At 39.5% G+C, this 23,707-nt stretch carries 26 protein-coding genes; 8 read left to right on the plus strand and 18 right to left on the minus strand.

Annotated elements, in window-relative coordinates; all coding sequences use genetic code 11:
• Positions 1 to 26: 26 nt before the first annotated feature.
• The 5 genes from AA0Y26_RS11565 to AA0Y26_RS11585 all read right to left on the minus strand — a co-directional run bounded on the left by AA0Y26_RS11565 (position 27) and on the right by AA0Y26_RS11585 (position 4,049).
• Complete coding sequence (locus tag AA0Y26_RS11565; protein ID WP_413361769.1) at positions 27 to 1,544, minus strand: aminotransferase class V-fold PLP-dependent enzyme; 1,518 nt, start codon at positions 1,542 to 1,544, stop codon at positions 27 to 29.
• 1 nt (position 1,545) lies between these two features.
• Positions 1,546 to 2,094 (minus strand): glycerol-3-phosphate acyltransferase, encoded by a 549-nt coding sequence (locus AA0Y26_RS11570; RefSeq protein WP_413361771.1) that lies wholly within the window; start codon positions 2,092 to 2,094, stop codon positions 1,546 to 1,548.
• A 239-nt stretch (positions 2,095 to 2,333) separates the two neighbouring features.
• A complete protein-coding gene (gene chrA / locus AA0Y26_RS11575; RefSeq protein WP_413361773.1) occupies positions 2,334 to 3,485 on the minus strand; it encodes a chromate efflux transporter in 1,152 nt (383 codons plus the stop codon).
• Between the two features lie 66 nt (positions 3,486 to 3,551).
• Positions 3,552 to 3,683 carry a hypothetical protein gene (locus AA0Y26_RS11580; protein ID WP_413361775.1) on the minus strand — a complete coding sequence of 44 codons (132 nt, stop codon included), beginning with the start codon at positions 3,681 to 3,683 and terminating at the stop codon, positions 3,552 to 3,554.
• Between the two features lie 96 nt (positions 3,684 to 3,779).
• Positions 3,780 to 4,049: a helix-turn-helix domain-containing protein gene (locus AA0Y26_RS11585; RefSeq protein WP_413361777.1), complete on the minus strand. Its 270-nt coding sequence runs from the start codon at positions 4,047 to 4,049 to the stop codon at positions 3,780 to 3,782.
• A gap of 199 nt (positions 4,050 to 4,248) precedes the next feature.
• Here AA0Y26_RS11585 and AA0Y26_RS11590 point away from each other — a divergent pair, with 199 nt between their 5' ends.
• Complete coding sequence (locus AA0Y26_RS11590) at positions 4,249 to 4,668, plus strand: universal stress protein (protein WP_413361779.1); 420 nt, start codon at positions 4,249 to 4,251, stop codon at positions 4,666 to 4,668.
• Between the two features lie 282 nt (positions 4,669 to 4,950).
• On the opposite strand, the gene AA0Y26_RS11595 is transcribed toward AA0Y26_RS11590, so the two are convergent.
• From AA0Y26_RS11595 to AA0Y26_RS11610, 4 genes are all read right to left on the minus strand, one after another.
• On the minus strand, positions 4,951 to 5,664 hold the full coding sequence (locus AA0Y26_RS11595; RefSeq protein WP_413361781.1) for a membrane lipoprotein lipid attachment site-containing protein: 714 nt from the start codon (positions 5,662 to 5,664) through the stop codon (positions 4,951 to 4,953).
• Between the two features lie 157 nt (positions 5,665 to 5,821).
• Entirely contained in the window at positions 5,822 to 6,007 is a 186-nt protein-coding gene (locus AA0Y26_RS11600) for a hypothetical protein (protein ID WP_413361782.1), read from the minus strand.
• A gap of 296 nt (positions 6,008 to 6,303) precedes the next feature.
• Complete coding sequence (locus AA0Y26_RS11605) at positions 6,304 to 6,717, minus strand: VOC family protein (protein ID WP_413361784.1); 414 nt, start codon at positions 6,715 to 6,717, stop codon at positions 6,304 to 6,306.
• A gap of 8 nt (positions 6,718 to 6,725) precedes the next feature.
• The gene (locus AA0Y26_RS11610) at positions 6,726 to 7,508 is read right to left on the minus strand and encodes an enoyl-CoA hydratase/isomerase family protein (protein WP_413361786.1); all 783 of its coding nucleotides are present in this window, start codon (positions 7,506 to 7,508) and stop codon (positions 6,726 to 6,728) included.
• A 230-nt stretch (positions 7,509 to 7,738) separates the two neighbouring features.
• On the opposite strand from AA0Y26_RS11610, the gene AA0Y26_RS11615 reads away from it, so the two are divergent.
• Entirely contained in the window at positions 7,739 to 7,984 is a 246-nt protein-coding gene (locus AA0Y26_RS11615; RefSeq protein ID WP_413361788.1) for a YkuS family protein, read from the plus strand.
• Between the two features lie 180 nt (positions 7,985 to 8,164).
• Here AA0Y26_RS11615 and AA0Y26_RS11620 read toward each other — a convergent pair whose 3' ends face one another.
• From AA0Y26_RS11620 to AA0Y26_RS11640, 5 genes are all read right to left on the minus strand, one after another.
• A complete protein-coding gene (locus AA0Y26_RS11620) occupies positions 8,165 to 9,748 on the minus strand; it encodes a BCCT family transporter (RefSeq protein WP_413361790.1) in 1,584 nt (527 codons plus the stop codon).
• Between the two features lie 738 nt (positions 9,749 to 10,486).
• Positions 10,487 to 10,738 (minus strand): hypothetical protein, encoded by a 252-nt coding sequence (locus tag AA0Y26_RS11625; RefSeq protein WP_413361792.1) that lies wholly within the window; start codon positions 10,736 to 10,738, stop codon positions 10,487 to 10,489.
• Positions 10,739 to 10,855: 117 nt separating this feature from the next.
• The gene (locus AA0Y26_RS11630) at positions 10,856 to 11,608 is read right to left on the minus strand and encodes a nucleoside-diphosphate sugar epimerase (RefSeq protein ID WP_413361794.1); all 753 of its coding nucleotides are present in this window, start codon (positions 11,606 to 11,608) and stop codon (positions 10,856 to 10,858) included.
• A 3-nt stretch (positions 11,609 to 11,611) separates the two neighbouring features.
• On the minus strand, positions 11,612 to 15,364 hold the full coding sequence (locus AA0Y26_RS11635; protein ID WP_413361796.1) for a DEAD/DEAH box helicase: 3,753 nt from the start codon (positions 15,362 to 15,364) through the stop codon (positions 11,612 to 11,614).
• Positions 15,365 to 15,490: 126 nt separating this feature from the next.
• Complete coding sequence (locus AA0Y26_RS11640) at positions 15,491 to 15,916, minus strand: acyl-CoA thioesterase (protein WP_413361798.1); 426 nt, start codon at positions 15,914 to 15,916, stop codon at positions 15,491 to 15,493.
• 474 nt (positions 15,917 to 16,390) lie between these two features.
• On the opposite strand from AA0Y26_RS11640, the gene AA0Y26_RS11645 reads away from it, so the two are divergent.
• The 3 genes from AA0Y26_RS11645 to AA0Y26_RS11655 all read left to right on the plus strand — a co-directional run bounded on the left by AA0Y26_RS11645 (position 16,391) and on the right by AA0Y26_RS11655 (position 18,737).
• Positions 16,391 to 16,567: a hypothetical protein gene (locus tag AA0Y26_RS11645; protein WP_413361800.1), complete on the plus strand. Its 177-nt coding sequence runs from the start codon at positions 16,391 to 16,393 to the stop codon at positions 16,565 to 16,567.
• A 174-nt stretch (positions 16,568 to 16,741) separates the two neighbouring features.
• A complete protein-coding gene (locus AA0Y26_RS11650; RefSeq protein WP_413361802.1) occupies positions 16,742 to 17,959 on the plus strand; it encodes an NAD(P)/FAD-dependent oxidoreductase in 1,218 nt (405 codons plus the stop codon).
• A 310-nt stretch (positions 17,960 to 18,269) separates the two neighbouring features.
• Positions 18,270 to 18,737 carry a hypothetical protein gene (locus tag AA0Y26_RS11655; protein ID WP_413361804.1) on the plus strand — a complete coding sequence of 156 codons (468 nt, stop codon included), beginning with the start codon at positions 18,270 to 18,272 and terminating at the stop codon, positions 18,735 to 18,737.
• 133 nt (positions 18,738 to 18,870) lie between these two features.
• Here the strand turns inward: AA0Y26_RS11655 and AA0Y26_RS11660 are convergent, their stop codons facing one another.
• Positions 18,871 to 19,608, minus strand: a complete 738-nt coding sequence (locus AA0Y26_RS11660) for an SDR family NAD(P)-dependent oxidoreductase (protein ID WP_413361806.1) — start codon at positions 19,606 to 19,608, stop codon at positions 18,871 to 18,873.
• A gap of 140 nt (positions 19,609 to 19,748) precedes the next feature.
• Here AA0Y26_RS11660 and AA0Y26_RS11665 point away from each other — a divergent pair, with 140 nt between their 5' ends.
• Positions 19,749 to 20,351: a TetR/AcrR family transcriptional regulator gene (locus AA0Y26_RS11665; protein ID WP_413361808.1), complete on the plus strand. Its 603-nt coding sequence runs from the start codon at positions 19,749 to 19,751 to the stop codon at positions 20,349 to 20,351.
• 46 nt (positions 20,352 to 20,397) lie between these two features.
• Here AA0Y26_RS11665 and AA0Y26_RS11670 read toward each other — a convergent pair whose 3' ends face one another.
• On the minus strand, positions 20,398 to 21,282 hold the full coding sequence (locus AA0Y26_RS11670; protein WP_413361810.1) for a patatin-like phospholipase family protein: 885 nt from the start codon (positions 21,280 to 21,282) through the stop codon (positions 20,398 to 20,400).
• Positions 21,283 to 21,472: 190 nt separating this feature from the next.
• On the opposite strand from AA0Y26_RS11670, the gene AA0Y26_RS11675 reads away from it, so the two are divergent.
• Positions 21,473 to 21,874 carry a group-specific protein gene (locus tag AA0Y26_RS11675; protein ID WP_413361812.1) on the plus strand — a complete coding sequence of 134 codons (402 nt, stop codon included), beginning with the start codon at positions 21,473 to 21,475 and terminating at the stop codon, positions 21,872 to 21,874.
• Positions 21,875 to 21,949: 75 nt separating this feature from the next.
• On the opposite strand, the gene AA0Y26_RS11680 is transcribed toward AA0Y26_RS11675, so the two are convergent.
• The gene (locus AA0Y26_RS11680; protein WP_413361814.1) at positions 21,950 to 22,171 is read right to left on the minus strand and encodes a transcriptional regulator; all 222 of its coding nucleotides are present in this window, start codon (positions 22,169 to 22,171) and stop codon (positions 21,950 to 21,952) included.
• Positions 22,172 to 22,250: 79 nt separating this feature from the next.
• Here AA0Y26_RS11680 and AA0Y26_RS11685 point away from each other — a divergent pair, with 79 nt between their 5' ends.
• On the plus strand, positions 22,251 to 22,781 hold the full coding sequence (locus AA0Y26_RS11685) for a class I SAM-dependent methyltransferase (RefSeq protein WP_413361816.1): 531 nt from the start codon (positions 22,251 to 22,253) through the stop codon (positions 22,779 to 22,781).
• 337 nt (positions 22,782 to 23,118) lie between these two features.
• On the opposite strand, the gene AA0Y26_RS11690 is transcribed toward AA0Y26_RS11685, so the two are convergent.
• Positions 23,119 to 23,568, minus strand: coding sequence for an SRPBCC family protein (locus AA0Y26_RS11690; protein WP_413361818.1), 450 nt, complete (start codon positions 23,566 to 23,568; stop codon positions 23,119 to 23,121).
• Positions 23,569 to 23,707: the final 139 nt, after the last annotated feature.

The raw sequence follows: 23,707 nt of genomic DNA on the forward strand, positions 1-23,707 counted from the left end.
ATGTAGTTCCCCTCCTGCTTCGTTTCTTACGTGTAGTATTTGTATAGCTGTTCAAGCGCAGCAAAGTCACTTTCGAAAGATGGCTGAATCATACTGATTTGTACGAAGTCCCGCTGCTTCAAATACCGGCTTGCTGCATGAAGATCAAAATCATTCAGCTTTGCACACGTAGTAAATTCTCTAAGTTCCACGAATGTAACAATAATCGGATAATGCTTCGTTTGCAAGCCAAAGTTTTCATAAAGCGGTGAAGCAAGTACTGTTTCAAGGCGTTGCTGCAGCAAACGATAGCGCTCTGGATATTGCAGCAGCGCCTGCTGAATATTCTCCAGTAAATAGACCGGCACAGTGAATGGTATTGTTTCATGGTAAGAAGCGAGATTCACATAAAAAGGAATAGCCTCAGCTGCTAAAGGTGCCTCATTATATAAAAGAAAAGCAAGCCCGCCGAGTGCACCAATCGCCTTACCGCTTACCGCTGTTGCACAAAAAACATCTTTTAAGGAAAAAGGCAGCGCACCAAAAGAGCTGATACAATCAACACAGAGTTTGACGTTATAAGTGGTGCACAGAGCTTGTAATTCTGCTAATGGATTTAGTGTGCCGGTTGATGTCTCACCGTGAACGAAGGCAAGCCAGCTAACCTGTTGTTCTTTAATAATCTTTTCAATTTCTTCAAGGTTAAATGACTGACCCCACTCATAGGACTTTTCTATATAGGAAAGCCCCCACTGTTTAGCTTGACGGATCAATCGTTCACCAAATTCTCCATTACTCAGCATCAGGCCTTGTTGATTACCCGCTGCATTTTTCACAGCTCCTAGCATGATTTCATTTGCCAATGTACCTGATCCAACCACTGTGGCAGCATACCGGGTACCGGCTAAAGATTTCAAACCATTTTTTATATTGTTATTTAGCTTAATGGCGTCAATACTGCGATGGGACATATTTGTATGATGGAGCGGCAATGTCTGCTTGACGGGACCAGGGTAAAATACTTTTATATCCTTCATCATTCGTAAGCGGAATCGATCAATCGCTTTTTTTGTAATTACCATGGGAAGATACTCCGCATCCTTCGTACCTACTGAAGGTGCAAATTGTTCAAAACCGATCTGTTTATACATTTTCTCCTCACGAGTCGTACCTGAAATCACACATGCCGAAAAGTCCTCTTCATAAAAATATGCATATAACGCTTTAAACAGACGAAGCATTGCTCGACCATTCCGATGCTCTTTTTTTATTGCAAGTAGACGAAGCTCACAAAGATTTTGACACAGTTCTTTTGAAAGATGCTCTTCCATCGGTCCAATTTTTTCATCTAAAGAGAACGGACGTACTGCTCGAAAAGCAATCATTCCAGCGATTTCCTGTTCCTTGTATACTAGCATATATGTATTTTCGTGATGGAATCGATCTATAAGCCGGCGGTCTTTATTTCGGTGATGCTGCGGGATTTCCTCTACAAACGTTTCGTAATTAAGTGCGGCAATTTCATCAAATTCCTTTTTAGTTGCGGCGATTTTACACCAATACATGTTATTTCACTCTTTCCATAATGTTTTGTCTATGTTCGATAGTCAGCAAGACGAGCATAACGATTAATACTACAAGCTCATATCTTCCTGTTAAAAGAATTGTCATGCTATAGGTAAAGAATCCAAGAATCATGCTGATGGTCAAGCTTTTGGTAAAAGGCAGCGATAGGATGAGGCCTCCTAAAAATGAAAGCAGTAAGAGTGGTGAGAATGTAAGCAAAGCACCAATCCCTGTCGCAATTCCTTTGCCTCCTTTAAACCGCAGCCAAAATGGATAAAGATGACCCATGACAACAAATAAAATACCTACTGTAACCCAGAAGTCATTGAATCCTAGACAACGTCCAATCAACACAGTGACTATTCCTTTTCCACCATCTCCTAAAACCGTTAAAAAGAATGCTATTTTTCCAAGCGACCGACCTGCATTACGGGCGCCAAGGTTTCCCGTATTTTCCTGTTGGAGATTGACTCCCTTCCACTTGCCGACAAAATAGGCGGTCATGCAAGTCCCGAGAAGATAACTAAATAATAAATAAAAAAATTGCACGGCTTCCTCTCCTTTCCTGCTTTACCTATCATTACGTCTTCATTATAAAGGAAGTTCCCTAAAATTTCTGAAGAAAAAGAAGGTCGAAAAGCGGTTGATCAGCAATAATTGATTACTGGCCAACCGCTTCTACTATGTTATGAATATTATTTAAAAACCTTTAGTCCGTATAATTCCAATAGGAAGACAATGGTTGCCTCTAAGTGACTATTTTTATATAACTCTTCTAAGAAATATTATTAATACCAAATAAGACCTATGACAATTCCAAGCATGACGATACTCGAAGGCTTCAACTTCCATTTAACTAATAATATGAATAGTAGGATGGCAAACATACCATCCGCTACACCTGAAATGGTATCAGAAACAATCGGTGTAAAAAACGCGGCCGTTAAGATACCAACTACCGAGGCATTCATTCCGGCAATAGCGCCTCGAAGCTTTGGATGCTCGCTTAAGGAGATCCAAAAAGGCAGCGCTCCTAAGAGTAACAGAAAAGCCGGAAGGAAAATAGCAAAGGTTGCCCATAAAGCACCTCCTACTCCTCCAATCACCATGCCGATATACGCAGCAAATGTAAACAACGGGCCAGGTACCGCCTGGGTCGCACCGTAACCAGACAAAAACGATTCCATTGACATAATGCCACTGCTAACAAATTGCGTTTCAAGAAGCGGCAGCACTACATGTCCGCCTCCAAAGACAAGAGCACCAGCTGTATAAAATTTTTCAAACCAGATAAGAGCTTCTACAGTAAAGTAACGATTCACTAATGGCAATGTGATAAGTAATGTAAAGAAAGCAAAAAGTAAAACAGCTCCAGCCTTCTTAGACAACAGTTGTGTTGCAGCAGCTTTTTTTACTGTCCCTTCAAGTAGGAAATACCCAAAAATCCCCGCAGTGATGATAACTGCTACCTGTGTCCACGGGGTTGCTAACAAGAGAATGACAGAACATGCTGCACCAGCAAGCAAGTAATGCCGCCAGCCTGTTAACAATTTTTTAGCCATATCAATGATTGCATGGGCTACAATGGCAACCGCAACGAGCTTTAACCCTTGAATCCAACCGGTCTCAATATCTGTATGTACGTAAAAAGCTGCGAAGAGTATAAGCAGTAAAACCGAAGGCATTGTAAACCCGATAAAGGAAACGATGCTTCCCAGCACCCCGCCTCGTATTAATCCAATTCCCATACCTACCTGGCTCGATGCAGGACCAGGTAAGAACTGGCTGAGTGCAACCAAGTCGGCATATTCTTCGTCTTTCAACCATTGTTTTTGCTTAACATAGGTTTGCTGAAAATAGCCAAGGTGAGCAGTTGGCCCCCCGAATGATGTACATCCCAGTCGAAATGACACTAAGAAAATCTCTACAAGTATTCGCATAATATCCCCCTTTTAATTGAAGAAACCGCCAGGACGCAAAAAAATGAATTTGGTACCTTTGTGCGCTTAATTTTCACAAGCAGCTTCTTTCCAGCCTGTTAAAAAGCATGGCAATGCCAGATTGACTGACTCCACCATGCTTACAATCACTATATTTTGTTTTAAGATATCAGGCTGGAATAGTTCTGTAAACCCCATCAAAGCGTTCGCAGAGTACTTTTACAAATCTGCAATAAATCGATTTTAGAGCAGCAAGGGGATGATATACTTGTTAAACTTTTGTAAATTTGCTCTCTACTCTCCTAACTGATCAATATAACGGTATAGGGTTGACTTGCTTATACCAGTTTCATCTTTGATTGCCTGTAATGTATATGCTTTACTTTGATACATATCAAATGCCTTTTTCAAATTATCATCCGATTTTTTGGGTCTGCCAATTGTTTTCCCCTGTTTTTTCGCATAAGGATGTGTTATCTCATAAATTTTCTCAAGCGTAACAGTTCGAAGCTGCTGCTGCATCTCTTTATCGCCTTGAATGGGCCGTTTATATCCGTAAATCATAATTAACCCTAACCTTCCCAAAAGTATTTCTTTTCAGGAATATTAATAGTACGATAATGAAAGTCGTTTTTGTATCAATACACTTTCGTAAAACTATAAAAAAGGAACAATTGTACATGTAAAAGGATTAAATCCGGCTAGTGAAGAATTATACAATAAACTACTTGGTCTATCCGGCGGTCACTAAGGAGGAAAAGAGATGTATCACCACATTTTATTGGCGGCAGATGGCTCAGAAAACGCCATCCGTGCTGCAAAAGAGGCAGTTAAGTTAGCAAGCCTCGTGGAAGGTTCGTTGATTGATATTGTCTATGTAGCGGATTTTGAGAAATCAAAACGTGATGTCCTGCATTCATCGTCTCCCGAAAGCTTAGAGCTTGAACGGCGCCGCAAAATAGCTCCAATCGAACAGTTTATAAAAGAAGCAGGCATCGCTTGCAAATTGACTATTCTAAAAGGTGCTCCCGGACCGGAAATTGTACGCTATGCAAACGAGTCGAACGTTGATATCGTTGTTATTGGAAGCCGCGGCTTAAATTCCCTGCAGGAAATGGTGCTTGGTAGTGTAAGTCATAAAGTGATGAAGCGAGTAAACTGCCCTGCATTGATTGTGAAGTAATACAGACTCACATGAAATAAATAGGTGAATTGAGTTTTTCCAATTTTAGAAGATCATACAAGAATCTCCTAAACGGGATTTTTACATTGAAGACAAAGTCAAAAGCGACTTTGTCTTCACTATTTGTGAAGAATCAAATTGATTGCCCTAACTTTTATTCGCTTTTAATAAACATGAAAATATTTTTCTTCTTTCTGCTGAGCGTGCTCCAATTCAAACCTCTTACACAAGAGATTTAATTTTATCTTCAATAGGATATCATCTAAATTATCCAGCTTTCTATCAGTCCACAGCTATATATTGTTTAATGCTGGCTGGTAGTATATGTGTTTCCCAAGGGAACCAGTAATACGATTCTCCATCAAATTGGATGTTATATCTATAAGCGATTGGTCCTTCCGCATAAAGCAGGATATTATAGTAATCCGGATCCTTCTCTGTTGTATTTGGACTGAAGTCAGGCTGCTCTTTGCTTGTAGCAAGTAATTGTAAAATAACGTCGAGATTCTCTGGATTTTCCCACGCAGATAACTGTTTGTTTCCTTCGGCCGTATAAAGAGAATAAAATTCGATGCGTTTTACGAGCTCCCGAGGCACATCCTTGAAATGCCACTTGGGTGCTCCTTCATCTCTCGCATAGTACAATCGATAACCGCCAATTTCTTCCTTATCTTTGACGGCCAGCAGATCGGGATGATCTTTTACCGCAAAAAATTCGGTTCCTTTTTCATGAAAAGCCGCATCCCCGTTTTTTGTTTTATAATTGGGATTCGTTACATTGTCAGCAACTTTAAATTTTACTGTCCCCTTTACCTCACCTATATATGATTCGTCAGCCAGAACTCCTTCATAAATGACTTCATAGGACTTATCATCCCATTTAATAAAGTCTACCCAGTCGATAATCGTTTCGGTGCTGGTCAGTGTATTAAAAATAGTGTTGCTGCATCCAGCCAATATAAAGATTCCCGTAAGCAGCATAATAATTTTTCTCATTTCGATCACTCCTTTAGAGGAGTAGACTTTTTAATAATAAAAAAGTTACAAATCGCTTCTACAAGCCAATTCATTTCCTTTCTCGTTTAACATGTTCCAGGATATCCCATAAAGGTCAAAGAATGAAAAAACGGCCCCTTTATAGGACCGTCTCTCCTCATTCTATCGTTTTATGCATACCTTTTGTATCCAGTTTATACTCGATGCTCTCCAAAATTTTTGTCTGGATCTTTAAGTTCTTGACAATTGTAATCATAAACCAGATAACGAAAATAATCATTCCAAGATAAAACGCCATAAAAAGCAATGTAAAGATAATTGCAAACCCTTGTGCGGCTTCCATTTCGTTCTCCCCTTCCTACATATTAATTGGATATTCAAAAGAAACACGGGATATACCTTCTAGCAACTAAATGGAATTATATATAAAATTATGTAAAATGTACAATAGCGAATTTTGCCTAATTATAGAAAAAAATAAACCTAAAGGCCTATAATGCTTTCGTATATAGAGTGAGCATTTAGCTAATAAAAATCATTAAAAAATTCTTTCAGACTTTAACCGCTGCCTAATCCACGTACAAAAAACAGGGACATTTCCACAAGTTTTGCTTACAGAATTGTCCCTTATTTTACTATTTAAATTCCTGATGTATTCATTAACACGATACGCCAGCCATCCGGGTCCTCAATCGTGATTCCTTTTTCATTCCAATAGGGATTCTCCGGTTCGACTTCTGGATAGCCCATCTCTTGAAGTTTCGCCGCTATGCGCTCAATTGTATTCCTTTCCGGAATATATAATACAAGTAAATTATCCTTTGTTGGTGCTGGACAGGGACTGCCTTTTTCATGCTCCGTGAATTCTAGATGATAGTCTGTATTCGGCAGCCCAATCATAAGTCCATTATAACCTTGGTGTCCTTCAAAGGATCCGACTTTTTCCAGACCTACTCCCTCACAATAAAACCGTTCAATCTCCCGAAGCTGATCTGTCGGTCTCGCAATACGGACCTGTGCCACGGATAGATTAGTATTCCATAGATTGTTCATTCTACTCATCACCTTCCTTTAAAATTTGGTTCTCTCTTTTCATTGAATGCCAATACACCTTCCATACGGTCTTCTGATGCAATGACTTCATTATAGATTTGTATCTCATATTCTCTCGCTAAGTCTGCAGGTAATGTGCTGGCATCAGCTGCTTTTTTGACACCTTGCACCCCTAAAGGAGCGTTCTGGCTAATTAGATTTGCAAGAGCCAATGCTTCGTCTAATACGTTTTCCGGCTCAACCATTCGATTTAATAAGCCGGCTTGAAATGCTTCCTCAGCAGAGAAAAGACGTCCAGTAAATAGCCACTCTTTAGCGATATGAAGCGGCACTCTTTTGGGCAGCAGCCAAGCAGCACCACATCCAGGCATGATGCCTCTTGTCACTTCCGGCAGACCAAATGCAGCGTTCTTCCCTGCGATGATTACATCACAATTAAGTGCCAATTCGAAACCACCAGCAAGCGCATAGCCTTTTACGGCAGCAATTGTCGGATGTTTCAATCTAGAAAGAGCCTCGAACATTTCCTCGAAAAGCTTGTGCTGTTTTTTCCAGTCTTCATCGGTCATACCCTTTCGTTCCTTCAAATCAGCCCCGGAGCAAAAGGCATCTTCGGTACTAGAACATAAGATGACAACACGAACTTGATTGCTTTGCTGCAGTTCACGGAATGTTTGTAAAAGCTCCTTCGCCAGCAGCGTATTAAACGCATGTCGCATGTCCGGCCGATTTAAAGTAACAATGGCTACATGTTTATTGTCTTTATGTAAACTTACTTCGATATAATTCAAAACGATTCCCCCTTTTGTTCAATCTAATGATTTACAAATATATGTATATTACTACAATAGCAAGTCTATTAACTGTGCGTCAAAATAACAGCTACTTTCCCAATAGATATAAGATGTAGAAGGCTGCTTAATAAGTCCGTTATTTCCTTCATCTCTACAAAACAAAAAAGCAGATGACGTGCATAAACACTCAAGCGATATGACACATTACATATAGGAGGTGGAGAAGAATGTCTCAAATTATTGGTGTTGAGCAATCGTTAACAAACGTTGAAGATGCATTAAAAGCAAAAGGTTACGAAGTGATTCAGCTGCGTAATGAAGCAGATGCGAAAAAATGCGACTGCTGCGTAATTACAGGGCAGGATCGAAACGTAATGGGCATCAGTGAGCCGGTCATTGAAGGCCCAGTAATTGATGCAAATGGACTTTCTGCTGATGAAATCGTTCAGCGTGTAGAAAAAATTTTCCACTAACCCTTTTCATGCAGCTGCCCGCAGAGTTGATTCTGATTCCGCGAGCAGCTTCTTTATGTTTTTCCTTCGTGTTTATAATAGAAAGTGTTTATCATGATATGAAGTGTTATACATACATTTAACAACCAAGAAAAAAGACCGCAATTCTGCTTGATTTGCGGTCTTCTCGTGTTAGTATGGTTATTTCTTTTCGTTTTCAATATATTCTCTCATTTTTTTCAAGCGCTTAATATCACGCTTGGAAATCGGCACCATTTCATCCTTAATCATCTTCAAGAACGAGACAATCAGCAATAGGACAATAAATGTAAATGGCAGTGCTGAAATAAGCGAAGCTGTCTGCAGTGCATCTAATCCGCCTGTAAAAAGCAGAACTCCCGCAATGGCAGCCATTAACACACCCCATATTACCTTCATAAGGTTGCTTGGATCCAATGAACCATTAGATGTCATACTTGCCATCATAAAGGTAGCCGAGTCGGCAGAAGTAACGAGGAAGATTACAATAAGCAAAATGCCAGTAATCGAAGCAATCATTGTTAGCGGAAGCTGTTCAAGTAAATGGAACAACGCTAGCGTTAAGTCGTTACTTACGGATTCTGCCATATTTGTTCCTTCGTTTAAATCGAAGTAAAGAGCTGATCCGCCAAATACAGCAATCCAAAAACAGGAAATGAGTGGTGGAATGATCAGGACCCCTACGATGAATTCACGAATAGTTCGTCCTTTTGAGACCCGTGCTATAAAGGAGCCTACGAACGGAGACCAGGCAATTGCCCATGCCCAGTAAAAAATAGTCCAATCTTGTACCCATGTACCATTTACATATGGCTGAAGCCGTAAGCTATATTCAACAAAATGATTAATGTAATCGCCGATTGCCAAGATAAATGCTTCAAGAATGAATACAGTAGGACCTGTCACAAAAACAAATAATAACATCAGGAGAGCTAAAGCCATGTTGACGTTACTTAAAATACGAATACCTGTATGCAAGCCTGTCATCGATGACATCATGTAGCCTACAAACATAACAGCGATAATGGCCAATTGTACCCAAACAGAAATCGGTGTACCGAAGACAGCATGCAAGCCTCCGTTCGTTTGCAAAACGCCAAGCCCAATCGAAGTGGCTACACCCATTACTGTTGCAATGACTGCCAAAATGTCGATTGTATTTTTCACCACTTTATTAGTACCTGTAACAGGTTCTAATGCTGTAGACATTAACAAATCTTTCTTCTTATTAAATTGCATAAAGGCCATCACAAGCCCCATTATAGCAAACACCGACCACTGGCTTACACCCCAATGGAAGAACGAATACCCCATTGCAAGCCTTGCAGCATCGGTCGTTAATGGTTCAACATCACTAAACGGCGTAGTAAAGTAATGGCTCATCGGCTCAGCTACGCCCCAAAAGACGAGTCCGATACCTAGGCCGGCTGAAAAGAGCATAGAAATCCAAGAATGGAATTTGAATTCCGGTCGAGCATCCTTTCCGCCTAGTCGAATTGTTCCGTATTTAGAAAATGCCAAAGCAATTAAAAATACCACGATAATAAATACAGATAATAGGTAAAACCAGCCAAAATAATCTGTTGTAAAGGAAAAAAGCTGTGTCGCTATCCTTTCAAAGGTAGAGGGAGAAAGGGCCCCCAAAAAAACACATATTAATATAAAAATACTTGATACTAAAAATACACTGCTTTTCAAATTACTTTTGTTCAAAATTATCTCCTCTCGAGGAAATAGACCATACATTGTTAGGTTATTCCCTTCTTTTTGGGTAACAAAACATATTTTAGAATAATTAAGATTGCTGTACAAATTATCGTTACTATTTCGGCCTATTTGCTCTATGTCAATTTTCCCTTTTATGTGCTGATTTATTCTTTTACTATCCTTCCCAATGTCCTCAAGGAATGCAGAAAAAGCCTTACACATAAGGAAAAATGTTTCGCATACCAAATAAATTCTTTCCGCTCTTTAAAAACTTAACTATTCGATTTGTTTATTCACATCAGAAACAATGATCGATTCCTTTTATAACATTAACCGATTTGTAATTTTTACTCATAGTGTAAGTTGAATCAGCGCATGGCTGCTATATTTACTAGTATTTTATTAAACATGGGGACATACGGTTTTAATTGGGATGAACTGAATATTACATATAAGATAGGCGATTACTTGTGTTTTTCTAGTCGAGATCGCTTCACTCAACCTATTCAGTAAAATGTTTGCATTTGATAATAACGAAATGCAGACGTACCAAATGCGTACTGAAGAATAAATTCGTAACTCCAGGACAAAATGAACTGAATTTCCGCTGATAATAAACAAAAAGACCCTGCGCTACTGCAGGGTCGATTTTTCAGATATATGTTTTCGTTCTATTTTAAGAAGGTAGTTTATTTACTCAAATTCCTAAAGTAAATTAAAGAGGGCTATCAAGAGACAGTTATAAGGAAGTGAAGGAAAGCTATGACCTTAGCTGAATCACTTCTTCCCTTCTTTTTCAATCTGTTTCAGGCGGATATTCATCCAAAATATTACCAAAACAATTATGGCTGCTAAGGGCAGAATCGCATAACCGCTGATAAATAGAGATAAAATACTGCAGATCATCAGTCCCGCAGCAATCGTATAGGCGGTTTGCCCACCCTCTTTTACCACTTTTCGTTTATCTCCTTTAAACGTCTTTTCATCAAATCCAGCAAGAAGCCCTATAATACCCTTTTGCCAAATCAAATAACCCAGCCCGAAAACGGGAGACTGATAATGAAGAAAATCACAGCTTCCATATATTATCCCCCTTTTCGAACTAAAAGTTTAATGACTGCTTACTTAGTGCTCATTATAAAACTTTCATTTCGCTAAGTATTGTCCCTTCCAATTTGCCCGTTCATTCGTATGAAGTACATCTTCTAAATCTGTATCCCATTGTTTTGTTAGCGTATTATATACTCGAACAAATAACGTATCTGTTTTTGTGTCATGAAGGATATATGCTAGGCACGGAACATCATTGATTTGTATTTCTTCACTTGAAAGAATCGAGGTTACATAGGTTTTTACCTTATCGTCGTCCTCCTGCATATCAGTAAGGAGCTCAATTATCTGGTCTTCCACTACTTCCTTCACTTCAAGACCAGCTGCATAGGAAAGCTCCTCTGGAAACTCATCAAACTCCAGCACTTCTTCAATATCACCAGGCAGGAAGGCTTTGTGAAGCGGGCTGTACTGTAAAATATCACTAACTGCATCGAGCTCTTCTTCGTATACACCCTCTGCGAGCTGCTTTTCACCCTTAGCCGTCAGACGTAGTGTTTCTTCCTTTTCAACAAGCTCCGTCTTTTTCATTTTGCTTAATAGATCATTTATGAAAAGCGGCTCTACAAGGAGAACATCTGCAAGTGCCTCTCCATCCTTAAACACACCCGTTTGAAAAGAAATAAGCATCATTTTCATCAAAATATCCATCGGTTTTTTTAAAACAGGATTATACGTAACCTTAAAGGAATGGACAGGAATACAGAAGCTCATGTCGTGTAAGATTTTCGCACCATCCATTTGGGTCAGCTGATCAGCAAGCTGCCTTTGCAATGTTAAAAGTTCCATGGATTATGCCTCCTTAAATGCACGGTAGCCGTCCTGCACTTTTACTGTATTTAACACATGAGCGTACATATCACGGACTTCCCGTTTCTTCGGCTTCTGTGCAAACATTTCCGTACTGCCTACTAATGCCAGCAGTTCGCGTGCGCGTGAAAGTGCTACATTCAGTCGTCTGTAGTCCTTCGCAAACCCAATTTCTCCGTTTCCGCCATTATTCCGAACCATTGATACAAAAATAACATCCATCTCCATTCCCTGGAATTTATCGACTGACCCAGTACGAATATGGAGATGAGGCACGCTAATTTCCTGTTCAATTAAGCGGTTAATCCGCTTAACCTGTTCAGCATAGAAGCTGATAACTCCAACTGATTTTAACGCATCAGCTGGAATTCGCCCTTCTGCCTTTGCCTTCTCAGTCGCTTCATTCATTTCAAGCAACAGCTTCTTAATAATAGCGAGCTCTGCCTCATTGAAAAGACTCGAACCTTCCTGCATACGTTGTTCAAAATAACGCTTTTCGTTTGGAACATCAAACCAAAGAAGATGGTTGTTTGTATCAAAGTGAGATGTTTTCAGCTGATGATTGCGCAAGGCATCAGAATCCGGCAGTCCGCACTTCAGTTCATCGCTTTCGTTTTTGTAAAATGGGGCAATGGTTTCCATAATATTTTCATGCATACGATACTGAATTGCCAGCATCGTCTTGTTCGCCCTTGGCAGGTTTTTATAAAGCCGCTCAAATAGAGATTCTTCCAGCAGCTTTTCAAGCTCACGTTTTTGCTCGAACGTATCGCTCTCCTTCAGAACTTGCTCAAGCGTTTCTTCGAATGTTTCATCACCAATAAGCGGCGGTAGTTGATGATGATCTCCAACAAGAATAACTTTTGCTCCTTTAAGCATTGGTAATAGGAGCTCTGGCGGGGTTGCTTTTGAAACCTCGTCAATAATGACTACATCAAATGTCGGGTAGTTATCCATGAATTCCCTGTTAGCAGAAGCCACACAAGTAGTTCCGATTACGTTGGCATGTTTTACATAAAGCTTACGGATTTCATCCAGGTCATGCTCATTCGCTGATTCAAGCATTGACTGCCATTGCTTCTGCAGATTTTGTGTAACAGGCAGCAGTTTAATGCGTTCTTCTAAATTCATGATTTTTACGGAAGATGCAGCAAGCTTTTCTTCTACATTCGCAAGTGCTTCCTCAGGATTTTGCTTCACAAGGAGCTCCAGCTCTTCCTTTTCCTTTTCAAGCGCAATTCCTGAGCTATTCACTTCTTTCAAATCTGCAATTGTTTTAGTAAGCAGCTTCTCTCCACTTTCCAATTCTTTTACTACCACTTCCAGCGACGCCAGCTTTTGATCCTTCTCTGCTGTAATCCCCGAGATGACAGCAAGGATATTGGCCATTTCAGTTTTGGTTTTATCAGCGTCTATACGCAGTGTGCGAAGTGTTTCGACAGGTCTTGCTTCTTTTACCGGCAATGATTCGATATGCATTGACGTTACAGTCAGTTTGCCTTTCCATTTCTGCACTTGTTCACGCAGCGAATCGATAACTGCCTCATTAGCTCCCTGCTGTTCCTTAAGTGCCGCAATCAAGGCTTCTTTGAGTCGTTCAAAAATGATTACTGTATCCTGAATTAGTGCATTATAACGATGAAGCTGCTCATCAATAAACGCTTTTCGGAGGTGTAACCCCTGAATGGAACGTGTGCCATTTGAGACATTTATTTTCTTCTCTACGAAAGCTTTACTCAGCTTGGATAGAAAATCACTCACCTCTTGAACGGAGTACGTGTGCTGAGGGGGAAGCGGCAGGCGGTCAACATGAATACCCAGCGTTGTTTCGCTATAGACGATTGCTTTTTCGAGGCGCGAAGAAACATCCTTTATTCCCTTATATGCCTCAAGCTGCTGCTGACGCTCATCAAGTGACATGAGCAGCCGGTCGAGCACGTAGCTGCGGCGAAGTCCATGCTCCTCAAGATAGCTCTCCACCTCATACACTTTCTTAAGAGCAGTAATCTCCTCTGCTTGTGCTTCGATTGCTGTAGCACCACCTGTTAGTTTTGTGAGCTTTTGCTCAACAGCTGCGAGCTGTTCTTGACAACGACTTTGTTCCTCTAATAGTTCAGATAACTCTAACTCCTGTGAAACCTGAACGAATTCGTCTGATGCCTCATCGAGAAGCTTCTTCACATTCTCTTCACTTTCATACTGCTCTAACCCATCATTTAGCTTCGTAATATCCGCCTCATAGGAAGCGATGTTTGCCCGAAGCTTTTCAAGGGCAGCTTCTGTCTCCTCGCGTTCCCTCTTCAATGAACTAAGCTGCTTTTTCAACGCTGTAATAGAATCTTCGAGTTCGGCCAGACGAATCTTTGCCTGTTGCTTTTTCTCAATCTGCTTTTGTAACTCTACTTTTTGAAATTCATAGGCAGAAATTTTGTCCTTCGTTGCTCCAATTTCTTCTTGTAGCTGTTGTTCTTTCACACTATGCTCATTAACTTCTGTTGAAATAGCATGGTATGTCTGCTCTTTCCAGTACGCCGATACATTTTCTTCGATGAACTTTTTGCCCTCTTCTTCAATTGATTCCGTTCGTCCATAGCGTAGAATCCTGATGTCTTTATTCGAGAGCAATCGGCTGAGTGCGTTGTCTACTGCCAAGTTGGATTGTGATGCAACAAGCGTTTTCAATCCTGCTTTTGCATTTTGATAGCAAATTTCTGAAATAACGGTTGTCTTCCCGGTTCCCGGTGGACCTTGGATAACGTACAGGTCCTCCGCACTCATGGCACCTGAAACAGCCGAACGCTGGAATTCGTTTAGATTATTGTGAAATTCCAGCTCTACATTTTTCTTGCGCTCAGCAATTACAGGTTTGTCCTCAAACAAAATATTCTCTAAGTTAGCATTTGCCGCAAGCCCTTCCTTTAATCGCTCAAAACCGCGTAAGAGACGTTGCAGCTGTGCTTTTGTTGCCGCATTGCTAAACTCGATCTTATTGAATTCGAATTGAAGTTCGTTCTTGCGAGCCATTCGTGCCATATCGGGTTTCAGTTCAATTTCTACTGTCCGTTCACCACGATTTACTTTCACGACATCTCCTAGATCCTTATGATAGCCTCGAACGCGTGAGCTAAGTCCTTTCAGCTGCTTCCATTGCTTTGCATCAAGCCCTGACAGCTGCACCACCACATGTGAAAACTCGGCATTAAAGCGAGGGCTTGAAAAATTTGCCTCGATGTCTTCAATTTCCGCATTCTTATTTAATACTTTTAAATAACCTTCCCAGCTTGAAATACGCTTATTGACATATTCATAGCGTTCCTTTGAAAAAGGTAAAGCAGCAAGAGAGCTGATAAACTGATCCGGATACGTATGGCCATTAATCCGTGTCGGTACGAAATGCACAAGCATTCGCTCACGGCGGTTTGTCGCAACCGGGGTACCTATACCTCTTGTTCTGAAACTTTTCGCTACTAACCCGCTCTTCAAATCAAATAAACAGTCCATAATACAAACTCGTTCTGGAAATTTCTTGGCAAGCCCTTTGTTTACAACAGGATCAAAGTATAATGTCAGCGATAGCTGCACGCCGTCTGTCTCCAGTTTTTCTACAAATACAACAAAAGCTTTCTGTAAATTAAAAAAGGCGTGTTCGTCGGGAACATGCTGTTTCAACGCTTCACGAGCTGTATTTGTCAATACGATATGTAAACGCATTTTTTCAGTTGCGGTCGTCTGCATGTGAACACCCTTTCTTTCAATCGTTCAAAAATAGTCACAAGCTTTATTATACCAACAATTTGATTGCGTTGGTAGAGCTTCCGCGCGAGAAAAAAGCTTATGAAATATTTCATAAGCTTCTGTGAATTATTCTTGGATTCGAGCTTCCGCTGCATATTTATTGTCCCATGCTTCATCGACTTTGCGTAAAGCGACCGGCCGAAATGTCTCTTTGTGAACAAGTGTATGTACACTCTTTGCTGTTGCAGCAACTGAGCCGTCCTCATGTAAAATTTCATAGCCATATGTAGTACGGAGTCTGCCATGTGCTTCAATCCATGTACGAACTGTCGCTGTTTGTCCGTAGCGCATAGCTTTTTTGTATTGGAGTGATAAATCAAGTACAGGTGATACATAACCGGATTGTTCTAACCCCGCATAATCAAAACCTAGATCCTTCACAAGCTGCGTACGGCCAATTTCACACCATACAACGTAGTTGGCATGGTACACAACACCCATTTGGTCTGTTTCCGCATAACGGATTTCAATTTGCTTTTCTGATACGAACATTTATTTCTTTCCTTTCATAGAAATGCTGGTATATCAACATTTCACTCACTTTTCAATAACACCTCTATAATTATACACCACTTGGAAGCAAGATGACGTGAATTTGCCCCGGGGAAATGCGGTTCAAAATAAACACTTACTACTAAATAGTATTTTCGGTTCTCTGTTCTTCCCAAAGCTTCCTTAATAATAGAAGCTTTTTTATTTTACCTGCCTTTAATAGAGGAAATATCCATACTACTTTCTGCAGTTCGAGCAACCAAGTTCATATTTATGACAAATTTATATTTGTCAATAATTATTTTTTGTTTAATTTGTGAAAATGAATACAAAAATGAGTTTTAAAAGAGAAAATTTAATTATAAATAAAGTTAAAAAATAAAAATGTTGAAATTTAGACACAAACGACATATAATATAAATAACAAAAGGGTTTTGGGTAAAACTAATATTTTCCTAATTAGGAGGGGTATGTATGGCTAACTTATCAAACATTCGACAAGATGTGGAGCTCTATAATGATGTACCGCTAGTGAAGGAATTCAAAAAGCCAAGTGGTTTGATTGTTTTTGGACCAGCTGCCGGCTTTGCGTTGTATGGTTTAACTGCAATGGGTATGATTGGATACGATATTCTGATTAAATTATTTTAATTAATGAACAAAAGCCTTCTAATCGATTGGTTAGAAGGTTTTTTTTGCAGTTTTCCATAAACGTACTTTTATATGGTAATAATCCTGATAGCCTCTCTTCCCTTAACCTTCTGCATAAATATGTTGCCACAGGAAACAATGACAATAAAATTGCGATTTTGCAGGAGGATTTTCATGAACTTACAGTCAGGAACATACTATTGGCAAACTACATTACAAGACGCCCCTTCTTATCCAGCCCTTACAAAGGATATTGTATGCGATGTATTAATCATTGGCGGCGGCAGTTCAGGTGCCCAATGCGCTTATTATTTGGCCAGTACAGGTTTAGACGTAGTTGTTATTGAAAAGGGAAAAATCGGCAGTGGCAGCACAAGTACGAATACAGCTTTAATCCAATATTCGGGTGAGAAAATGTTTACATTACTAACAAATTCATTCGGCAGTAAGCTTGTTAGCAGACATTTACAGCTATTAAAACAAGCCATCAATGAAATAGAATCTGCATCACACTCTTCTCCTATTGATCCCGAATTTTTCCGCAGAGATACACTTTATTTTGCCAGCACTAGTAATGATGTGAAGAAGCTGAAGGATGAGTATCTTTTACTGAAACAGCACGGATTTGAGGTAGATTTTTTTACGACAGAAGAAATAGCGTCAAAGTATCCATTCAGTTCGGAAGCTGCCATTTATTCTTATAATGATGCAGATCTTAATCCTTTTAAATTCTCACATGGACTCCTTAGTTATGCCAAAAATAAAGGAGTAAGGATTTTCGAGCAAACCGAAATGAATGGTCAATATTTCGACCATCATAAACAAGTCACGAATGTTTCCACAAAAACAGGCTACGGGATTAGCACACGCCATGTGATATTTGCTGCAGGTTATGAAGGTATCGATTTAAAAAAGGAAAAGCTGGTTTCCTTTAGCAGTACATATACTGTCACAACAAAGCCGGCGGACTTATCAACCTGGCATAATCGAACACTCATATGGGAAACGGCACGGCCGTATATTTATATGAGAACTACGGCGGACAACCGCATTATAATCGGTGGGCTGGATGACTCCACTACTTACCCTGAAGACCGAGATAGTAAGTTAAAACATAAAGCCGATTTATTAATCAAGGAATGTAATCAGCGCTTTCCAGCTATTCATGCGCAAGCGGAATTTACGAATGCCGCATTTTACGGTGGGACGGTAGATGGTCTGCCTATTGCAGGCATTTATGACGCATATCCAAACAGTTATTTTTTATTTGCCTTTGGCGACAATGGGACGGTCTATAGCCAGCTTTTGGCGAAGCTTATTGCAGAGGATATCGTTCATGGTCACAGCGAGGATTTGCTTTTGTATCGACAGGATCGGCCGTTGGTTTATTAGAAAACTTAGGTTTGATTTATTTAAGGAAGCAATGTATCACTTTAGGTTTATGTTTCTCAAAATAAATGGTGCTAGAGGTTATTAACTCTCTAGCACCTTAACATTGTACTCTTTTCTAACGAATGGATTTTGTATTATTGTATGTGTTGTTCGTTTTTTGATTTCCACTTATTTCTACAAAAACTTTCTGTTATATTGAAAGTAGCCCATAAAGAAGAACGGTGCATCCAGAGAAATTTTTAGCTAAATAGATTTTAATGTAGACTCGTTAATTAATATTTTTCTAGAATTTAAAAAATGGAGGCAGACTATGGACAAAGAAAAATTTTATATCGACCTTACAATCGGACGAAGAATCTTTGATACTAGCAAGCAAAGTGAATGGACAATAGACGAATGGCTGGCTTGGATTGGAGAGCCGGAAAATCATGCCGGTCTTGCATTTAACCTGCTGGAAGACGATACATTACATTTGAAAGTATCAAGCATTTATTATAATGAATCGAATAATCATATGTATGTCGTATTCGAAGCTACCAATAAATATGAACAGGATATTACGCTCGAGTCTGGCACATGGAAAGTAGATGATACATTCTTTGAATCACCAAATATGCTGCCAATACATATTAAAGCCAATGAATTAAAATCAGACATTGAAGGTAATGTTGCTTATATGTTCATGCAGGACACAATTTGTATGGAGTTTAGCATTTTTGAAGCCAAGACGAGAAAGCTTTTGAGGGAGCTTGCTTTTGAGGTGAAGGTATATCTTTAATTAAATTTAACTATTAATTTTTTTACATGCTGACAATTATTTTTCTCATCAATCTCTCTTGAATAAGGAAATTAATCCGAATAACTTTGCCAATCAAAAATCGCTGACGAGCTTTCGTCAGCGATTTTTAATTTTATTGAGCAGTATAACCGCCATCTACTGTTATTGTATTCCCTGTCATGAACGACGAGTCATCTGATGCCATGAATAAAACGGCTTTTGCCATTTCCTCCGGCTGACCAAGACGCTGCATTGGTGTAATTTGTCGTAAAGCCTCTTTGCTTTCTTCCGGAATAATCGGCGTATCGATAAAACCAGGACAAAGAGCGTTCACTCGGATACCGCGTGTTGCATATTCAAGCCCTAAAGAACGAGTCAGATTAATAACCCCGCCTTTTGCTGCATTGTATGCTGCAGATCCTGCTGAACCGACCCAGCCATACATTGAAGCAGTATTAATAATCGAACCGCCGCCTGTTTTTAGCATCTCTTTAATACCAGCTTGTGCAACAAGGAACACACCATCTAGGTCAACGTTCACAGTATTGCGCCATTCTGAATAAGAAAGTTCTTCAGTTGGCGTTACACGTCCAATCCCTGCGTTATTGAATAACACATCAACACGGCTGTATTTTTCAACTGTTGTTGAGAAAATATTTTGTACTTCTTCTTCATTTGTAATATTCGCTTTGATGAAAAGTACATCTGCACCTTTTCCTTTAAGTTCCTGTTCGAATGCTTTGCCCTTTTCTTCATTCAAGTCGACGATTACAACTTTTGCCCCGTTTTCCACGAATAATTTAACAGTTGCAGCACCGATTCCTGAAGCCCCGCCTGTAATAATTGCTACTTTGTCTTGTAATTTTGCCATGAATACAACCTCCTGTTAACTAGATGTATAACACCTTTATTGTACGGTTATTAAATAATTCGATACAATCATTAATAAAGTAAAAACTGTCTATTACGGCGACATTTACGTAGGAAATGTCGCCTTACGGAGGAAGAACCATGACACAAAATTCAACAATCCGCCAGCAACGAACACAGGACCATCTCTATCAGGCATTCATCAAGCTAGTCAAGTTAAAAGGCTTTCATAATGTTTCGGTAACAGATATTGTGGCGGAAGCAAAATACAATCGCACAACGTTCTATAAACATTTCGACGACAAATTTGATTTAGCAGATGCATTGGTAACCGCCATGATGGAAGGGTTAGAGGAAGCTGTCAGTGTTCCTTATCTTCGTATAAAAAAAATTAATTCATCAGAATTGAATCATCAGTCATTTCATATAGTGGATTATTTTTATGAGCAGCGGGAATTCTTTGAACTTCTCACCGTGCCCGATACCATTCCTTCATTAACGACTAATTTGCCGTTAACTATCTTGAAAATTTATAAGAAGCAATTTCGTTTTGATACAGTTAATAGTAGTAATGTGAATATGGAAACGTTTAAACGTTACACCGCATTTGGCTTCTATGGCATTATACTAAACTGGATTACTACAAACTTTGCCCAGCCGAAGGAAGAGCTAATCGAAGAGCTAATTGAATTAACGAGAAGTCATATGAAAACAATTGAGTATATTGGCCAGCCGCCTAGGTAAACTAGGTTAAAGGTAAAACCTCCTTATCTGCAACCAGACAAATTGCTTACCAAACAGGATTCCACTTCTTCAAAAACTGCTTTGTCCTGTCATGTCCGATACTCATTAGTTTTTGCTTTGTCTCATCGTCAATCTCAAATTGGGTGGCGCTGTAGTGCTCTACTGGAATAAAAATAATATCCCGTTCGTGTCTGCGTGAAATATAGCGATTATCATGCGCATCTTTCATCGTTGAAAATAGAGCTTCAAATAGATCGATCGCATTATCGATTTTATGAGGGGCGATTTCTTCGCTTGCGCTGCTTAGTTTCAACCCAAGAACAGGCCGCTCTTTATTGCCATTATCGAAAATCCATAAAGGAAAATTACTGAGTACCCCGCCGTCTACAACAACAGCCTCCCCTTTTCCATTCCGTAAATAAACCGGTTCGAAGAAAAAGGGAATGCCGCAGCTCATTCTTAATGCACGGGCAATCGGAAATGTCTCGCTGTTGACACCATATTTACTTAAATCGTCCGGTAATACGATTATGCGGCCATTCGTTAAATCAGAAGCAACAAGACGCAGCGACCCCGGCGGTAAATCACCGAAAGTACACACACCCTTTTTCGCCAATGTATCCTGAAAAAATTTCTCTAATAACTTTCCCCGATACAGCCCTAAATTCATATATAAATTAAGCCATTTTAAAAAAGGAAGCCGAAACACTCGTTTTGGTGAATCAAGCAACCCCTTAATATTCAGCTCATCAAAGATTGTTTCCATTTCTTCTGCATTAAAGCCCGCTGCGACAAATGTTGCCAAAATAGCGCCAGCACTCGTTCCTGCAACACGCCTAAATTTGATGCCTCGCTCCTCCAGCGCCTGGATTGCGCCTACATAAGCGAATCCTTTAATACCTCCACCTGAGAACACGCCATCGACAATCATCTGTTCTCCCCTTTTTTCCTTTTCTTTATATGTAGCAATAATAATCCCTATTTAGAACTCTTAATTCTTAAGCTCTCTACTTCTAAACAGCTGTTTCAATCCATGACAAGGTTCAAGCGTTCTCTGATAGATTACATATAGCGGAAGTAAGTGGTAAAATTTGTTTGTGTCACGAACAGGAGGAGATTGTATGAATTTTTATATTGCATCGAGTTTCAGAAATATCAATTTAGTGAGGGAGCTCTCTGCAAAGCTGCAGATAAAGGGGTTCAAACTTGCATATGATTGGACAAAAAATGGACGGGCCGCTTCCTACGAGGTGCTTAAACAAATTGGTGAAGAAGAAAAAGAAGCAGTAGCAAATTCTGATTTTCTTATCATTCTTCTTCCCGCCGGAAAAGGAAGCCATATTGAATTCGGCATAGCATTGGGGCTTGGTAAAAGGATTTATGTTTTTTCACCGATAACGGAACTTTTTGATTTTGATGAAACAAGTACCTTTTATCATGTGGATGGTGTACACCGTTTCACAGGAGAATTCGAACACTTTACAAGTTATTTAATCGAGCAGGAAATGAAAACAAAGGAGTAATGTATATTTCCTTTTACTTTAAGTAATAAAGGTTTGTATAACCGTTTAGGCCTACAGTGAACTTAGTTTACCGATTCAAATGACTCCCCGCTCTTTCAAGATAACCGGCTTTACCGCAAGAACCTGTTCAAGAATCAATGTTCTCTTAGCATTTTTAGTATAGCAATAGACTTGCAGGCTGCCGCCTGCCATCTTCAAGACTTTTACACGTCTTTTTGTAATGTCGCCGTTTTTAGCCATATAGATGACGTCGATTAATTGATGACGCTTCATCGCTTTTAGAATTTGTTCACGCATAGGTATCGCTCCTTTTCCTCTATTATAGAACAAATGTTCTCTTTTTGAAAGCGGATTGATTGAAATTTAGGGAGGTCAAATGATGAAAAAAGAAGTATCCGAGGTTTACGATCAGTTAGCGCATATTTATGAGCGATCAGTTGATACAAAGGGGTTATTCAATATCGCCTACGAACGCCCTGCTATGCTGGAGCAAATTCCTGTTTCTTTACAGGAAAAGCGAGTACTTGATGCTGGGTGTGCAGCAGGCTGGTATACGAAACAGCTGATCAATCGAGGGGCAAACGTTGCAGCAACAGACATTCGTCCAGAAATGGTAAGCGCAGCTATACGTAGAGTCGGAGAACAAGCCGACATAGTTTGTCTTGATTTAGAGGAGGAATTACCCTTCGAAGATCATGCATTTGATCTTATCGTCAGTTCATTAATACTACATTATTTAGAGGACTGGCAGCGAACATTTAAAGAATTTAGACGAGTACTGAAACAGGACGGGATACTTTTGTTCTCAGTGCATCACCCCTTCACAGACATCGCTCTTCTGAAGGATTTTCAATACTATTCAACAGAGCTCATTATTGATCAATGGATAAAAAGGCATGGTATATGATGTGCCTTTTTACCGCCGCCCCCTTCAAACCATTTTAAATGATACCCTCTCATTTTTCGCCATTGAAAAAGTAATCGAACCGAAGCCAACCCTTTTATTTAAGGAACAGGCTCCCCAAAAATACAAAAAGCTGCTGAATCGGCCAAATTTCTTGATAATTAAGGCAAGGCAAAGAGCGTAATTTCGATTAATAGAAGAAATATTTTCAGTCGTAATTATACTCTTAAATATAATTAGGTAGCCTTGTGAAGAGATGAAAAGATTACCTTTTTCCTTTTGTATTGGTATGTAAAATTTTAATGGGACTTTTCTATAAAAGAGTAAGGTGGTTCCATTACTATTTTTCTGCTATCCTTTTTAACTCTTTTGCACGATTTACAATAAAATCTCTCATATATTTTTCTAAAAATAATCGATCGGCTATTATCCCAACAATTCCAAATGGAGCTTTATAAGAAAAAGTATCTTTCATAATAGTCCCTGCGTCACTTTCTATAAATACGTGTGTATGAGTAAATGAGTGGAATGCACCTTTCACCATAATATCTATGAATTTATATGGTTCTTCCATCTCTATTATTTTAGCGGTTAATTTTTGTTTTACTCCAAAGTGGATAGCCTCCCAAGTAACTATATCACCATTTTCCATCAGTCCAGCTGTAACACCATCAATCGCTCTTTCCTTCGTTTTACTTGTCGTTTCAGTGTGTACATTTACGTTTCTCGCAAGGTCAAAACAAATATGAATAGGGGCATTGATAAAAATTTCGTATTTGATTGTAGGCATGTTTAATTTACCTTTCTTTTGGATTTGTAAAATCAGCTGCGTGCTTCGTACAACCAGCTATTATGAAAGCTGCTAACAAATAAACGCTATATATTTCAGTTTGAACACCCCTTCAAAAAAGCCTTCTTATTTCACTAAA

Source organism: Lysinibacillus canaveralius, from assembly GCF_047301505.1.
Classification (GTDB): domain Bacteria; phylum Bacillota; class Bacilli; order Bacillales_A; family Planococcaceae; genus Lysinibacillus_B.

Bases quoted from the DNA above. Each gene is read 5' to 3' on its own strand.
- AA0Y26_RS11595 (WP_413361781.1), bottom strand. From the start codon at position 5,664: ATGAGAAAAATTATTATGCTGCTTACGGGAATCTTTATATTGGCTGGA.
- AA0Y26_RS11680 (WP_413361814.1), bottom strand. From the start codon at position 22,171: ATGCGTGAACAAATTCTAAAAGCGATGAAGCGTCATCAATTAATCGAC.
- AA0Y26_RS11600 (WP_413361782.1), bottom strand. From the start codon at position 6,007: ATGGAAGCCGCACAAGGGTTTGCAATTATCTTTACATTGCTTTTTATG.
- AA0Y26_RS11660 (WP_413361806.1), bottom strand. From the start codon at position 19,608: ATGGCAAAATTACAAGACAAAGTAGCAATTATTACAGGCGGGGCTTCA.
- AA0Y26_RS11590 (WP_413361779.1), top strand. From the start codon at position 4,249: ATGTATCACCACATTTTATTGGCGGCAGATGGCTCAGAAAACGCCATC.
- AA0Y26_RS11685 (WP_413361816.1), top strand. From the start codon at position 22,251: ATGATGAAAAAAGAAGTATCCGAGGTTTACGATCAGTTAGCGCATATT.
- AA0Y26_RS11615 (WP_413361788.1), top strand. From the start codon at position 7,739: ATGTCTCAAATTATTGGTGTTGAGCAATCGTTAACAAACGTTGAAGAT.
- AA0Y26_RS11670 (WP_413361810.1), bottom strand. From the start codon at position 21,282: ATGATTGTCGATGGCGTGTTCTCAGGTGGAGGTATTAAAGGATTCGCT.
- AA0Y26_RS11635 (WP_413361796.1), bottom strand. From the start codon at position 15,364: ATGCAGACGACCGCAACTGAAAAAATGCGTTTACATATCGTATTGACA.
- AA0Y26_RS11580 (WP_413361775.1), bottom strand. From the start codon at position 3,683: ATGGGGTTTACAGAACTATTCCAGCCTGATATCTTAAAACAAAATATA.
- AA0Y26_RS11640 (WP_413361798.1), bottom strand. From the start codon at position 15,916: ATGTTCGTATCAGAAAAGCAAATTGAAATCCGTTATGCGGAAACAGAC.
- AA0Y26_RS11585 (WP_413361777.1), bottom strand. From the start codon at position 4,049: ATGATTTACGGATATAAACGGCCCATTCAAGGCGATAAAGAGATGCAG.
- AA0Y26_RS11620 (WP_413361790.1), bottom strand. From the start codon at position 9,748: ATGTATGGTCTATTTCCTCGAGAGGAGATAATTTTGAACAAAAGTAAT.
- AA0Y26_RS11605 (WP_413361784.1), bottom strand. From the start codon at position 6,717: ATGAACAATCTATGGAATACTAATCTATCCGTGGCACAGGTCCGTATT.
- AA0Y26_RS11650 (WP_413361802.1), top strand. From the start codon at position 16,742: ATGAACTTACAGTCAGGAACATACTATTGGCAAACTACATTACAAGAC.
- AA0Y26_RS11565 (WP_413361769.1), bottom strand. From the start codon at position 1,544: ATGTATTGGTGTAAAATCGCCGCAACTAAAAAGGAATTTGATGAAATT.
- AA0Y26_RS11675 (WP_413361812.1), top strand. From the start codon at position 21,473: ATGAATTTTTATATTGCATCGAGTTTCAGAAATATCAATTTAGTGAGG.
- AA0Y26_RS11655 (WP_413361804.1), top strand. From the start codon at position 18,270: ATGGACAAAGAAAAATTTTATATCGACCTTACAATCGGACGAAGAATC.
- AA0Y26_RS11690 (WP_413361818.1), bottom strand. From the start codon at position 23,568: ATGCCTACAATCAAATACGAAATTTTTATCAATGCCCCTATTCATATT.
- AA0Y26_RS11630 (WP_413361794.1), bottom strand. From the start codon at position 11,608: ATGGAACTTTTAACATTGCAAAGGCAGCTTGCTGATCAGCTGACCCAA.
- chrA (WP_413361773.1), bottom strand. From the start codon at position 3,485: ATGCGAATACTTGTAGAGATTTTCTTAGTGTCATTTCGACTGGGATGT.
- AA0Y26_RS11645 (WP_413361800.1), top strand. From the start codon at position 16,391: ATGGCTAACTTATCAAACATTCGACAAGATGTGGAGCTCTATAATGAT.
- AA0Y26_RS11665 (WP_413361808.1), top strand. From the start codon at position 19,749: ATGACACAAAATTCAACAATCCGCCAGCAACGAACACAGGACCATCTC.